General features: G+C 71.0%; 13 protein-coding genes. 6 read left to right on the top strand and 7 right to left on the bottom strand.

The features are described 5' to 3' along the window. Positions 1-155 precede the first annotated feature (155 nt). The 5 genes from AB0K65_RS06980 to AB0K65_RS06960 are packed head-to-tail and all read left to right on the top strand — an operon-like array spanning position 156 to position 5,043. Entirely contained in the window at positions 156-974 is an 819-nt protein-coding gene (locus AB0K65_RS06980; RefSeq protein WP_365714688.1) for an ABC transporter ATP-binding protein, read from the top strand. Further along, the gene (locus tag AB0K65_RS06975; protein ID WP_365714687.1) at positions 971-1,789 is read left to right on the top strand and encodes an ABC transporter ATP-binding protein; all 819 of its coding nucleotides are present in this window, start codon (positions 971-973) and stop codon (positions 1,787-1,789) included. Before AB0K65_RS06980 ends, AB0K65_RS06975 begins: the two co-directional genes overlap by 4 nt. Then, a complete protein-coding gene (locus AB0K65_RS06970; RefSeq protein WP_365714686.1) occupies positions 1,786-2,676 on the top strand; it encodes a branched-chain amino acid ABC transporter permease in 891 nt (296 codons plus the stop codon). Before AB0K65_RS06975 ends, AB0K65_RS06970 begins: the two co-directional genes overlap by 4 nt. A 4-nt stretch (positions 2,677-2,680) precedes the next feature. Beyond that, positions 2,681-3,772, top strand: coding sequence for a branched-chain amino acid ABC transporter permease (locus AB0K65_RS06965; protein ID WP_365714817.1), 1,092 nt, complete (start codon positions 2,681-2,683; stop codon positions 3,770-3,772). Beyond that, complete coding sequence (locus AB0K65_RS06960) at positions 3,769-5,043, top strand: ABC transporter substrate-binding protein (RefSeq protein WP_365714685.1); 1,275 nt, start codon at positions 3,769-3,771, stop codon at positions 5,041-5,043. Before AB0K65_RS06965 ends, AB0K65_RS06960 begins: the two co-directional genes overlap by 4 nt. 57 nt (positions 5,044-5,100) lie before the next feature. On the opposite strand, the gene AB0K65_RS06955 is transcribed toward AB0K65_RS06960, so the two are convergent. Further along, positions 5,101-5,973, bottom strand: coding sequence for an NAD(P)-dependent oxidoreductase (locus tag AB0K65_RS06955; RefSeq protein WP_365714684.1), 873 nt, complete (start codon positions 5,971-5,973; stop codon positions 5,101-5,103). 64 nt (positions 5,974-6,037) lie between these two features. Here AB0K65_RS06955 and AB0K65_RS06950 point away from each other — a divergent pair, with 64 nt between their 5' ends. After that, complete coding sequence (locus tag AB0K65_RS06950) at positions 6,038-7,051, top strand: GNAT family N-acetyltransferase (protein ID WP_365714683.1); 1,014 nt, start codon at positions 6,038-6,040, stop codon at positions 7,049-7,051. A gap of 82 nt (positions 7,052-7,133) precedes the next feature. Here the strand turns inward: AB0K65_RS06950 and pssA are convergent, their stop codons facing one another. The 6 genes from pssA to AB0K65_RS06920 form a co-directional block, all read right to left on the bottom strand. After that, positions 7,134-8,000 (bottom strand): CDP-diacylglycerol--serine O-phosphatidyltransferase, encoded by an 867-nt coding sequence (pssA, locus tag AB0K65_RS06945; protein WP_365714816.1) that lies wholly within the window; start codon positions 7,998-8,000, stop codon positions 7,134-7,136. Then, on the bottom strand, positions 7,993-8,649 hold the full coding sequence (locus tag AB0K65_RS06940; protein ID WP_365714682.1) for a phosphatidylserine decarboxylase: 657 nt from the start codon (positions 8,647-8,649) through the stop codon (positions 7,993-7,995). The genes pssA and AB0K65_RS06940 overlap by 8 nt, the downstream gene beginning before the upstream one ends. Positions 8,650-8,825: 176 nt before the next feature. Beyond that, a complete protein-coding gene (locus AB0K65_RS06935) occupies positions 8,826-10,031 on the bottom strand; it encodes an acyl-CoA dehydrogenase family protein (RefSeq protein WP_365714681.1) in 1,206 nt (401 codons plus the stop codon). 2 nt (positions 10,032-10,033) lie between these two features. Continuing rightward, positions 10,034-10,558 carry a MaoC family dehydratase gene (locus AB0K65_RS06930; RefSeq protein WP_361962995.1) on the bottom strand — a complete coding sequence of 175 codons (525 nt, stop codon included), beginning with the start codon at positions 10,556-10,558 and terminating at the stop codon, positions 10,034-10,036. A 5-nt stretch (positions 10,559-10,563) separates the two neighbouring features. After that, positions 10,564-11,526 carry a CoA ester lyase gene (locus AB0K65_RS06925; RefSeq protein ID WP_365714680.1) on the bottom strand — a complete coding sequence of 321 codons (963 nt, stop codon included), beginning with the start codon at positions 11,524-11,526 and terminating at the stop codon, positions 10,564-10,566. Beyond that, entirely contained in the window at positions 11,523-13,535 is a 2,013-nt protein-coding gene (locus AB0K65_RS06920; RefSeq protein WP_365714679.1) for a protein meaA, read from the bottom strand. Before AB0K65_RS06920 ends, AB0K65_RS06925 begins: the two co-directional genes overlap by 4 nt. Between the last annotated feature and the right edge of the window lie 11 nt (positions 13,536-13,546).

Here is a 13,546-nt window from a genome sequence, read left to right as displayed (position 1 = left end):
GGCAGCGTTTCGGCCGCCGGACGTGGACGGGCGGCCCCCGCGGTGCTGGGGTGAGCGCCACTGAACAGGCCACGGAATCCGAACAGGTCCCGGCGACGGGACAGGCCGACGCAAGGACAGGCCACGGAATCCGGGCGGGCCACGGAAGGGGAGCCATGGGAGGTACCGCACTCGCCCTCGAGGTAGCGGACCTGTCGGCGGGGTACGGACCCGTACGCGCACTGCGCCGGGTGTCGCTCGAAGTGCCGGAAGGCAGCGTCGTCACCGTCCTCGGCGGCAACGGCGCCGGGAAGTCCACGCTGCTGCGCGCCGTCTCGCGCACACTGTCGTTCCACGGGGGTGCCGTCGTCTCCGGCACCGTGCGCTTCGGCGGCCGGGAGCTCGGCGGGCTCGCGCCCGACCGGGTCGTGGCCGCCGGAGTCTCCCAGGTGCCCGAGGGGCGCCAGGTCTTCGCCCGCATGACGGTCGAGGACAACCTGCGCGCCGGGGCGCTGGGGGCGCGCGGTGACCGCGCGGCGAAGGCATCGGCCCTCGCCCGGGTCCACGAGCTCTTCCCGGTCCTCGCCGAACGCGGGAGCCAGCGTGCGGGACTGCTCTCCGGCGGCGAACAGCAGATGCTCGCGGTCGGCCGCGCCCTGATGGCCTCGCCGAAGCTGCTCCTCCTCGACGAGCCCTCGCTCGGGCTCGCGCCGCTGATGGCTGCGCGCATCGCCGACACCATCCGGGAGATCAACGCCCAGGGAACGGCCGTACTGCTCGTCGAGCAGAACGCGGCGCTCGCCCTGCGCCTCGCCTCCCGGGCGTACGTCCTGGAGGTCGGCGAGGTCACCCTCTCCGGACCGGCCGACGAACTGGCCGCCTCCGACGAGGTGCGCCGCCGCTATCTGGGCGTCGTCGACGAGGACGCAGCCGCCGACGCGGCGGGCGCGGCCACCGCCCACCCCGTGCTCTCCCGCTGGGAGGAGGCCCGATGAGCGACACCACGCCACCGGCCGGGGCGCAGGGCGCCGCCACCCCCGTCCCCGCCCTGGAGGTACGGGACGTCACCGTCCGCTTCGCCGGACTCACCGCGCTCGACTCCATCGGGTTCACCGTCCGGCCCGGCACCGTCCACGCCGTCATCGGCCCCAACGGCGCCGGCAAGTCCACCTGCTTCAACGTGCTCTCCGGGGTCTACAAGGCCACGTCGGGCTCCGTACGGTTCGGAGAGCAGGAGCTCACCGGACTGCCGCCGCACAAGATCGCGGACCTCGGGGTCGCCCGGATCTTCCAGAACCTGGCGCTGCCGCCGATGGCCACCGTCGAGGACAGCCTGATGCTGGGCCGCCACCGCCTCACCCGCACCGGCTTCGTCGCCGCCGGGCTCCGGCTCCCCTCCGCCTCCCGCGAGGACGCCCGCCACCGGGCCCGCGTCCGGGAGATCGCCGCGTTCGTCGGCCTGGAGAAGCAGCTGGCGCAGCCCGCCGGATCCCTTCCCTACGGGCAGCAGAAGCTCGCCGAACTCGCCCGCGCGCTGTGCATGGAGCCCAAGCTGCTGCTTCTCGACGAGCCCGTCGCCGGGATGACCGCCGACGAGCGCCGTCGTACCGCCGCCGTCATCGCCGGCGTGCGGGACAGCCTCGGGATCTCCATCGTCCTCGTCGAACACGACATGGGAGTGGTGATGCGGCTCGCCGACGCCGTCACCGTCCTCGACTTCGGCCGTCGCATCGCCGACGGCGCCCCCGGCGACGTACAGAACGACCCGGCGGTCGTCCGCGCCTATCTCGGAGAGGAGACCGCCGAGTGACCACCTTCGCCGAACTCCTGCTCAACGGCGTCTCGTTGGGTTCCATCTACGCCCTCATCGCCCTCGGCTTCGTGGTGATCTTCCGCGCCACCGAGGTCGTCAACTTCGCCCACGCCTCGCTCCTGCTCGCCGGCGGCTACTTCACCGCCGTCCTCCACGACCGCCTCGGCTTCTGGCCCGCGCTGCTCGTCGGCATCGCCGGCGCGGCCGTGGTCGGCGCGGCCGTCGAGTTCCTCGTCATGCGCCGGTACCGCGGCTCCGACCACAGCGTGCTCGCCATCGTCACCATCGGCGTCGACATCCTGCTCGCCACCGAACTCACCCGCCGGATCGGCACCGACATCCTGGCGCTCGGCGACCCGTGGGGCGACGCGGTCGTCACCTTCGGCCCCGTCACGATCGCCGAGACCCGGATCGCGGCCTTCCTCGCGGCGGCGCTGCTCATCACCGCGTTCCTGCTGGCCTTCCGCCACACCTCGTGGGGCGTCGCCATGCGCGCCGCCGCCGAGAACCAGGAGACCGCCGCGCTCATGGGCATCCGGCTCGGCCGGGTCTCGCTCGGCGCCTGGGCGGTGGCGGGCGGGCTCGCCGCCGTGGCCGCGCTCTTCCTCACCGTCTTCCCGACCCCCGGCCTGGAGCGTTCCACCTCGCTCGCCGCTCTGAAGGCCTTCCCGGCCGCGATTCTCGGCGGGCTCGACTCCACCACCGGCGCCCTCGTCGGCGGACTCCTCGTCGGGATCACCGAGTCCCTCGCCACCGGCTACCAGGGCGATCTGACCTTCCTCGGCCGGGGCATCGGCGACCTGGCGCCGTACCTGGTGATGGTCGCGGTCCTGCTGATCCGCCCGGCCGGACTCTTCGGCACGAAGGAGCTGGCCCGTGTCTGACGCGCTGCCCCGCCGCGGGTTCGCCGCCGTCGCCCGCCCCCGGGTCTACGGCTGGGCCGTCGCCGGCCTCGTCCTCGCCGCGTTCCCGTTCTACCTCGACCGCTTCTGGCTCCAGGCCGGTCTGTTCGCCATGGCCGCCGCCATCGGCGCCATCGGCATCAACCTGCTCACCGGCGCGACCGGTCAGCTCTCCATGGGCCACGCCTTCTTCCTCGCCGTCGGCGCCTACGGCTACTGCGCCTTCGCAGGCGACGGTGACGACGGGCTCACCGGCCTGGGCCTCCCCGGCTGGCTCGCCGCCGTCCTGGCCGTCATGCTCGCGGGGCTCGCCGGAGGGGTCTTCTCGCCGATCGCGGGACGGCTCCGGGGCGCCTACCTCGGCATCGCCACCCTCGCGCTGATCTTCATCGGCCAGCACGTCCTCTTCAACGCCCACGACCTCACCGGCGGCTTCAACGGCCGGGCGGTGCCCCCGCTCAGCCTCTTCGGCATCACCTTCGACGACAGCGAACTCCTCGTCGCCCAGGTGCCGTTCGGCGCCGCCGAGAAGCTCTGGTACCTCGGTCTGGTCCTGGTGCTCGTCGGCGCGCTGTTCGCCCGCGGGGTGCTGCGGGGACGCCCCGGCCGCGCCATGAACGCCATCCGGGACCACCGGATCGCGGCAGGCGTCATGGGCATCCCCGTGGCCCGCTACCGGGCCGCCGTCTTCGTCCTGTCCTCCATGTACGCGGGCCTCGCCGGCGTCCTTCTCGCGCTGGTCTTCCAGCGGACCGTGCCGGAGTACTTCGGCATGATGCTCTCCCTCGAATACCTGGCCATGATCGTCATCGGCGGTCTCGGCTCGGTCGCCGGAGCGGTGGTCGGGGGCGTCTTCGTCTCCCTGCTGCCGCAGCTCCTCAACCGGTACAGCGACGCACTACCCCTGGTCTCCGCCCCCGGGACGGGCGGGATCGCACCAGGGGAGGCCTCGCGCTATCTCTACGGCGCCGCCGTCGTCGCGGTGGTGCTCTTCCTGCCCGGAGGCCTGGTCCGGCTGGCCGCACGGCGCACCACACAACCCTCACGCACCACGCAATCCTCAGGGGAGGACAGATGAACCACCGACGACAGGCTGTGCGGGGCCTGACCGCCGCACTCGCCGTCCTGGTCGCGCTCACCGCGGCCGGATGCAGCTCCAAGGCCAAGAGCGGCGACGACCAGGGCACCGGCGCGGGCGGGGTGAAGGCCGGCAAGGGCGTCACCGACAAGACCATCGCGATCGGCGCGCTCACCGACATGACCGGGGTCTACGCCACCCTCGGCAAGAGCGTCACGCAGGCCCAGCAGCTGTACGTCAAGCAGGCCAACGCCGCCGGCGGGATCTGCGGCCGGCAGCTGGAGCTGACGGTCCGCGACCACGGGTACGACCCGCAGAAGGCGCTCTCGGCGTACACCGAGCTGGAACCGAAGGTGGTCGGCTACGCGCAGTTCATCGGCTCCCCGTTCGTCGCCGCCGTCAAGCAGCGCATCGACGGCCAGGACAAGGGGGTCGTCCTGCCGCAGGCGTGGTCGGCCTCGCTGCTCGGCTCCCCGTACATCCGCGTCGTCGGCGCCACGTACGACGTGGAGACGATCAACGCGGTGGACTTCCTGGTCAAGGAGAAGGGCCTGAAGTCCGGCGACAAGCTCGGCCACGTCTACTTCGAGGGCGACTACGGCGAGAACGCCCTCGCCGGCTCCACGTACGCGGCGCAGAAGGCGGGGCTGACGGTGGTGGAGCAGAAGATCAAGCCCACCGACAACGACATGTCGGCGCAGGTCGCGGCGCTCCGGCAGGCGGGCGTCAAGGGCATCGTCATCAGCGCGGGCCCGCGCCAGGCGGCGTCCCTCGTGGGCGTCGCGGCGGCGGTGAAGCTCCAGGTGCCCATCGTCGGCAACAACTCGGCGTTCGCCCCGCAGCTGCTCGGGACGCAGGCCGGCCCGGCGCTGGAGAAGATGTACTGGTTCGCCTCGCCGAGCCTTCCGATCGGCGCGGACACCCCGGCCGCCAAGAAGCTCGTCGCCGACTACAAGGCCGCCTACCCGGGCGACAGCCTCGACAACGGCATCGTCGCCGGCTGGACCGCGGCGAGCGTCTTCGGCGAGGCCCTGAAGAAGGCGTGCGCCGAGAAGGACCTCACCCGCGAGGGCGTCGACAAGGCGCTCCTCACGCTGAACGACTACGACGCCGGTTTCGGCATCAAGCACGACTTCAGCGACCCCAAGGCGCCCTCGTCGCTGGAGTCCGTCATCATCCAGCCCGACAAGACCGTCCCCGGAGGCATGCGGACCGTCCGCGAGCCCTTCGTCTCCGAGGCGGCGCAGGGCTACACCCCGAAGGCGGGCTGACCCGCCGGCCGGGGCGGCGTGCGCGACGAGCCGCCGCGCACCCGCCCCGGACCCCTCTCACCCCTCCTGGCGGGCGAATCCGTCACGCCAGGAGGGGTACGACGGCGTCCACCCCCGGGCCCGGGCCCGGCGGTCGGCCGCGCCCCGGGCCCAGGGGGCGCCGCCCGCCGTCCGGCCCGGCGCGGGAACCCCCAGCGCCCGCGCCAGGACGGGAACCCAGGCGTGCCCGGCGGCCGGTTCCCCGTCCACCACGTTGTAGGCCCCGGCGGGCCACTCCAGCGCGAGCAGGGCCGCCCGCGCCGCGTCCCCGACATGGACGAAGGAGCTGACGGAGTCGTCCGCCGCGAGACTTCCCAGGAACCGCGCCCCGGGATCGCCGCCGAGCGCGGCGGCCACCGGACCGCCGGGGGCGTACCAGGTGCCGGGGCCGTAGAGGATCCCGTACCGCAGCACCACCGCCTCGGGCAGCTCGGCGACGGTCTCCTCCAGCGCCCGGACACCCGCCACGATCCGGGCCCTCGGCTGCTCGCCGGTGCCGTCGAGCGGTACGGACTCGTCGGCGGGACCGTCCCCGGGCGCGTAGGCCCAGCTGATCGACTGGGCGACGATCCGGCCGACGCCGGCCGCGCGGGCGGCGTCGACGAGGTGACGCGTGCCCTCGCGCCGCAGCCGGTCGTTCGCGGCCCCGTCGGCGCCGGAGAGATCCGTCAGCTGGTGGATCACCGCCTGCGGCGCCGCCTCGGCCACCGCCCGCCCCAGGCCCTTCGCGTCCAGCGCGTCGGCCCGCACGGCCCGCGCGCCGCTCGCCCGGATCCGGTCCAGACCGTCGGCCGACCGCGTCAGACCGGTGACCTCGTGACCCGCTTCGAGGAGGAGGGGGAGAAGCAGCCGGCCGACCGCGCCCGTGGCGCCCGCGAGGAGTACACGCATGTGATCATGGTAGGGCCGGAGCGCTCGTCATCCGGCGGCAACAACGGAATGTGATGCTCGGCCCATGAACGAGCATGTCACGGTCCGGACGGCCACCCTCGACGATCCCCGGATCCCCGCCCTCCTCGGCGCGTACCACCTCGGCACGGAGGCGGAGAAGGGCGTCCCGGTCGATTCCCCCGACGCCCTCCCGCCGGCCTACCGCGCCGAGGTCCTCTCCCCGGCGACCGCCTTCGCACGGGACACCCTCCTGCTGGCCGTGGACGGTGAGGGCACCGCGACCGGGACGGTCGTGCTGACCGCGCCGCACGCGGACGGCGTACCGGAGATCAAGCGCCTCTGGGTCGACCCGGCGGCCCGGGGCAGCGGCACGGCGGCGGCCCTGATGGACGGGGCGCTGCGCCGGGCCGCGACGGCGGGCGCGCCCGCCGTGCGCCTCTCGGTCTGGATCTGGCGCGAGCACGCCCTCGCCCTGTACCGGAAGCTCGGCTTCGAGACGGTCCGCCCGTGGGACGACCGGCCGGGCCTGCTGTGCCTGGAGAAGCGGCTCGACCCCGCCGCGCGCGTCGAGCGGCTCGCCCCCGCGCACGTCCGCGCCCAGGCCGCCGACGGCCTCGCCGCGCTCCTGGTCGACGCGGTCGACGGGGGAGCCTCCCTGGGGTTCCTCGCGCCCCTGGACACCTCGGCGGCGGCCGCGTGGTGGCTCACCGTCGCCGAGGAGGCGGAGCGGGGCGCCCGCGAGGTCTGGGCCGCCCACGGCCCGTCCGGCGACATCCTCGGGGCGGTCACCCTCTCCCGTACGGACAAGCCGAACGGCCGGCACCGGGGCGAGATCGCCCGGCTCATCGTCCACCGCGCGGCGCGCGGCCAGGGCCTCGGCGGCCGTCTGCTCGCCGCGGCGGAGGAACACGCGGCCCGAGAGGGCCTCACCCTCCTGATCCTGGACACCCAGACGGACAGCCCCGCGGAGGGCCTCTACCGCAAGGCGGGCTGGACGCGGGCCGGCACCATCCCCGACTTCGCCGCCGACCCCTCCGGGACCCTGCGCCCCACGACGCTGTACTACAAGCGGCTCTAGGCGGAGACGGACATACGGAAGGGGCCCGAACGCGTCTCTCGCGTTCGGGCCCCTTCCGTACGTCCGGGCACTCGGTGCGTGGCTACGGCACCTGGGCCGCGCGGGCCTCGCGGCTCTCGCGGCGGTTGCCGCGGAAGGTGTTCACCCGACGGGCCGTCGCGAAGAGGGGGATCACGGCGCCCATCACCACCTGCAGCGCGCAGCCGGTCTGGAGCAGGAACTGTCCGCCCGGAGCGTCGAAGGCCCAGGCCGCCAGCATGCCCATGGCGCCGACGATCCAGGCGAGCATCGCCACCGCGAGGACGCCCCGCGGCTTGGGGTACTCGACCCGGCTCACCATCAGCCACGCCACCCCGATGATCGCGAGCAGCGTCGGGATGAACGGCAGCTCCAGCAGCACGATCGAGACGACCGTCAGCGCGCCGAAGGGGCTCGGCATGCCCTGGAACATGCCGTCCTTCATCGTCACGCACGAGAATCTCGCCAGCCGCAGCACCACCGCGAGCAGCACCACGATCGCGGCCACCGCCGAGACCTTCTGCTGGGCGTCGTCCGCGACCATTCCGTACACGAGCACGAAGTAGGCCGGGGCCAGGCCGAAGCTGATCAGGTCCGAGAGGTTGTCCAGCTCCGCGCCCATCGGCGAGCTGCGCAGCTTGCGGGCCACGATGCCGTCGAAGAGGTCGAAGATCGCCGCGGCCAGCATGAGGATCACGGCGGTGGCGGCGCTGTTGCGCGCCATGCCGGTCTCGGAGCTGCCCGTGAGGTGCGGGATGAGGATGCCGGTGGTGGTGAAGTACACCGCCATGAAGCCACACGTGGCGTTACCGAGCGTGAGGGCGTCCGCTATGGACAGCCTCAGCGACAGCGGCATCTCCTCGGAGTCCTCGGCGCCGTCCGCCTCCGCGTCGGCGACCCAGTCGCCGGCTCGTGTGTCGGGATCAATCACGGTCAATGCGAGTCACCCCCGCAGTCGTGGTCTGACCGACCTCGACAGCGACGTCGACACCTTCCGGAAGGTAGATGTCAACGCGCGACCCGAAACGGATCAGACCGATGCGCTCGCCCTGCTCGACCTTCGTCCCCTGGGGGATGTACGGCACGATGCGACGGGCCACGGCCCCCGCGATCTGCACCATCTCGATGTCGCCCAGCTCGGTGTCGAAGTGCCAGACAACGCGCTCGTTGTTCTCGCTCTCCTTGTTGAACGCCGGGACGAACCCGCCCGGGATGTGCTCCACGGACGTCACCGTGCCGGCCAGCGGCGCGCGGTTGACGTGGACGTTCAGCGGGCTCATGAAGATGGCGACCCGGGTCCGCCCGTCCTTCCACGGCATGATGCTCTGCACCACACCGTCGGCGGGGGAGATGACCCGGCCCTGAGCGATCTCGCGCTCGGGGTCGCGGAAGAACCACAGCATGCCCGCCGCGAGAGCGGTGGTGGGCACGGCGACAGCGGCCCAGCGACCGGACTTGCGCGCCCGGGCGAGGCTGAGGGCCGCGGTGGCGACGGTCGGCAGGAGCCACGGCGAGGCTCCGCGCGCGAGGCGTACGCCAGCGAGGCTGTCGCGAGGTGCAGAGGTTTGGCTGTGGGGCATGAATGACCTTCGTAGCGGATGATGCCGCACTGGCGGGGGACGGCGGCTTTCGGGCGATGCTATCGGTTGCGAGGCGCAACTGGGCAAGCCAGAAGCCGAGTCGGTCGGCCGGAAACCCTCGGCAAACGCTGTCAGGGTGTGATCTTCTTCGCGGCCGAACCGACTCGAAAGCGACATCACCCCTGGAAGCGGTACTCCTCGAGCAGCCGGCGACCGATGATCATTTTCTGGATCTCGGCGGTACCTTCGCCGATCAGCAGCATCGGAGCCTCGCGGTAGAGGCGCTCGATCTCGTACTCCTTGGAGAACCCGTATCCACCGTGGATACGGAAGGCGTCCTCGACGACTTCCTTGCAGTACTCGGAGGCGAGGTACTTCGCCATCCCTGCTTCGAGGTCGTTTCGTTCCCCGGAGTCCTTTTTGCGCGCTGCGTTCACCATCATCGCATGAGCGGCTTCCACCTTGGTAGCCATTTCGGCCAGCTTGAACTGAATCGCCTGGTGCTGGGCGATGGCCTTGCCGAAAGTGTGACGCTGCTGGGCATACGAGACACCCAGCTCGAAGGCACGCTGAGCGACGCCGCAGCCACGGGCGGCGACATTGACCCGCCCGACTTCGACACCGTCCATCATTTGGTAAAACCCTCGGCCGGTGACGCCGCCGAGGACCCGATTGGCCGGAATGCGCAGTCCGTCCATGATGAGCTCGGTGGTGTCGACACCCTTGTAGCCCATCTTGTCGATCTTCCCGGGGATGGTGAGGCCGGGGCGGACCTCTCCGAAGCCGGGCTCCTTCTCGACGAGGAAGGTCGTCATCGACTTGTGGGGGGCGGTGCCCTCCGGGTGTCCTTCGTCACTTCGGACGAGAACGGCGACCAGCGTTGACGTTCCGCCGTTCGTCAGCCACATCTTCTGGCCGTTCAGGACGTACTCGGCGCCGTCCTTGACCGCCTTGGAGGTGATGGCCGACACGTCCGAGCCCAGGGCCGGCTCCGACATCGAGAACGCGCCGCGCGTCTCGCCGGCGGCCATCCGCGGGAGGAAGTGGTCCTTCTGCTCCTGCGTGCCGTGCTGCTTGAGCATGTACGCGACGATGAAGTGGGTGTTGATGATGCCGGAGACCGACATCCAGCCGCGGGCGATCTCCTCCACGCACAGGGCGTAGGTGAGCAGCGACTCACCCAGACCGCCGTACTCCTCGGGGATCATCAGGCCGAAGAGACCGAGCTCCTTCAGCCCGTCGACGATCTGCTGCGGGTACTCGTCGCGGTGCTCCAGCTCGGTCGCGACCGGGATGATCTCCTTGTCGACGAACTCCCGGACGGTCTTCAGGATCTCCTGCTGGACGTCCGTGAGCCCGGCGGTCTGGGCGAGTCGGGCCATGGCTACTTCTCCGTCTTCTTGGAGGGCTCGATCAGCGTGGGGCGGCCGGGCTGCTCGCCGCCGCGCTCCTTGATGTACGTCTCGGTCGGGACCATCACCTTGCGGCGGAACACGCACACGAGGGTGCCGTCCTGCTTGTAGCCCTTGGTCTCGACGTAGACGATGCCCCGGTCGTTCTTGGACTTCGACGGGGTCTTGTCGAGGACCGTGGTCTCGCCGTAGATGGTGTCACCGTGGAAGGTCGGCGCGACGTGGCGCAGCGACTCGATCTCCAGGTTGGCGATCGCCTTGCCGGAGACGTCCGGGACGGACATGCCGAGCAGCAGCGAGTAGATGTAGTTGCCGACGACGACGTTCTTCCCGAAGTCCGTCGTGTTCTCCGCGTAATTCACGTCCATGTGAAGCGGGTGGTGGTTCATCGTCAGCAGACAGAAGAGATGGTCGTCGTACTCCGTGACCGTCTTTCCGGGCCAGTGCTTGTAGACGGCGCCGACTTCGAACTCTTCGTAGGTGCGGCCGAACTGCATCGGGATCAGGCCTCCGGGATCTCGAACGAGGTGGTGCGCTCCATGCCGGCCGCGCGGCCCTTGCCGGAGATGACCAGGGCCATCTTGCGGCTGGCCTCGTCGATCATCTCGTCGCCGAGCATCGCCGAGCCCTTCTTGCCGCCCGCCTCGGACGTGTAGTAGTCGTACGCGTCCAGGATCAGCTCGGCGTGGTCGAAGTCCTCCTGCGAAGGCGAGAAGATCTCGTTCGCGGCGGCGACCTGGTCCGGGTGGAGCACCCACTTGCCGTCGAAGCCGAGCGCGGCGGCGCGGCGGGCGACCGCCTGGTAGCCCTCGGGGTTGCGGATCTGCAGGTAGGGGCCGTCGATCGCCTGGAGGTCGTTGGCGCGCGCCGCCATCAGGATCTTCATCAGGATGTAGTGGTAGGCGTCGGCGTCGTAGCCGGGCGGCTGCTCGCCGACGACCAGGGACTTCATGTTGATGGAGGCCATGAAGTCGGCCGGGCCGAAGATGATCGTCTCCACCCGCGGTGAGGCCTGCGCGATGGCGTTGACGTTGTTGAGGCCCTGGGCGTTCTCGATCTGCGCCTCGATGCCGATCTTGCCGACCTCGAAGCCCATGGTCTTCTCGATCTGCGTGAGCAGCAGGTCGAGGGCGACGATCTGCTGGGCGTCCTGGACCTTCGGCAGCATGATGCAGTCGAGGTTCTGGCCGGCGCCCTCGACGACGGTGACGACGTCCCGGTAGGTCCAGTGGGTCGTCCAGTCGTTGACCCGCACGACCCGCGTCTTGCCGGTCCAGTCGCCCTCGTTGAGGAACTTCACGATGGTGTGGCGCGCGTCGGGCTTGGCGAGCGGCGCGCAGGCGTCCTCCAGGTCGAGGAAGACCTGGTCGGCGGCGAGCCCCTGGGCCTTCTCCAGGAAGCGCGGGTTGGAGCCGGGGACGGCGAGGCAGGAGCGGCGCGGCCGGAGCCGGTTCACGGTCGTCATGCGGGGACCTCCAGGGGGTCGAGCTTGTTCGCTTTCCGGATCTCGTCGACGATACGGCCGATGATCTCGGTGATACCGAAGTCCTTCGGTGTGAAGACGGCGGCCACGCCCGCCCGCTTCAGATCTGCGGCGTCGGCGTTCGGGATGATCCCGCCGACGATGACCGGGATGTCGGGCGCGCCCGCCTCACGGAGGCGGTCGAGGACGTCCGGCACCAGCTCGGCGTGCGAGCCGGAGAGGATCGACAGGCCCACGCAGTGCACGTCCTCGGCGAGGGCCGCGTTGACGATCTGCTCGGGCGTCAGCCGGATCCCCTGGTAGACCACCTCGAAGCCGGCGTCACGCGCCCGGACGGCGATCTGCTCGGCCCCGTTGGAGTGGCCGTCCAGGCCCGGCTTGCCCACCAGGAGCCGCAGGCGCCCGGAGCCCAGCTCGTCGGCGGTGCGCGCCACCTTCTCCCGCACCAGCGCCAGCGGGGTGCCCGCCTCGGCCGTGACGGCGACCGGGGCGGAGGAGACGCCCGTGGGGGCGCGGAACTCGCCGAAGACGTCCCGCAGCGCCCAGGACCACTCGCCGGTGGTGACACCGGCGCGGGCGCACTCCAGGGTGGCCTCGAAGAGGTTCCCGTCACCGGCGGCGGTGGCCTTGAGGGCGGCCAGCGCCTCCTGCGCGCGGGGCTCGTCGCGGTTGTCGCGCCACTCGTGGAGCTTCGCCACGACACGCGCCTCGTTGGCCGGGTCGACCGTCATGATCGCCGTGTCGAGGTCGGCGGTGAGCGGGTTCTCCTCGGTGGACTCGAAGATGTTGACCCCGACGATCTTCTCGTCGCCGGCCTCGATCCGGGCCCGCCGCTCGGCGTGCGAGGACACGAGCTGCGACTTGAGGTAGCCGGACTCCACGGCGGCCATCGCGCCGCCCATCTCCTGGATGCGGTCGATCTCGGCCAGGCACTCCTCCACGAGGGAGCCGACCTTGGCCTCGATGACGTGCGACCCGGCGAAGATGTCCTCGTACTCCAGCAGGTCCGACTCGTGCGCGAGGACCTGCTGGATGCGGAGCGACCACTGCTGGTCCCACGGGCGGGGCAGGCCCAGGGCCTCGTTCCAGGCGGGCAGCTGGACGGCGCGCGCGCGGGCGTCCTTGGAGAGGGTCACGGCCAGCATCTCGAGCACGATCCGCTGGACGTTGTTCTCCGGCTGTGCCTCGGTCAGGCCCAGGGAGTTGACCTGCACTCCGTAGCGAAACCGGCGCTGCTTGGCGTCCTCGATGCCGTACCGCTCGCGCGTGATCTTGTCCCAGATGCGGCCGAAGGCGCGCATCTTGCACATCTCCTCGACGAAGCGGACGCCCGCGTTCACGAAGAAGGAGATGCGGGCGACCACCTCGCCCCTGCGCTCCTCGGGGACCTGGCCGGAGGCGAAGACCGCGTCGAGCACCGCGATCGCGGTGGACATGGCGTACGAGATCTCCTGGACCGGAGTGGCTCCCGCCTCCTGCAGGTGGTAGCTGCAGATGTTGATCGGGTTCCACTTCGGGATGTGGTTCACCGTGTAGGTGATCATGTCCGTCGTCAGCCGCAGCGACGGGCCGGGCGGGAAGACGTGCGTCCCGCGCGACAGGTATTCCTTCACGATGTCGTTCTGGGTGGTGCCCTGGAGCCGGGTGACGTCCGCACCCTGCTCCTCGGCCACCACCTGGTAGAGCGCCAGCAGCCACATGGCGGTGGCGTTGATGGTCATCGAGGTGTTCATCTGCTCCAGGGGGATGTCCTGGAACAGCCGGCGCATGTCACCGAGGTGCGAGACCGGGACCCCGACCCGGCCGACCTCGCCGCGGGCGAGGATGTGGTCGGGGTCGTAGCCGGTCTGCGTCGGCAGGTCGAAGGCGACCGAGAGTCCGGTCTGCCCCTTGGCCAGGTTGCGCCGGTACAGCTCGTTGGACGCCTCGGCGGTCGAGTGACCGGCGTACGTCCGCATGAGCCACGGCCGGTCCTTCTGACGCTCTGTCATATGCGTTCCCG

Source organism: Streptomyces sp. NPDC053755, assembly GCF_040677675.1.
Taxonomy (GTDB): Bacteria; Actinomycetota; Actinomycetes; order Streptomycetales; family Streptomycetaceae; genus Streptomyces.
Note: the sequence above shows the minus strand (reverse complement) of the source record. Positions and strands in the feature narration are given on the sequence as shown.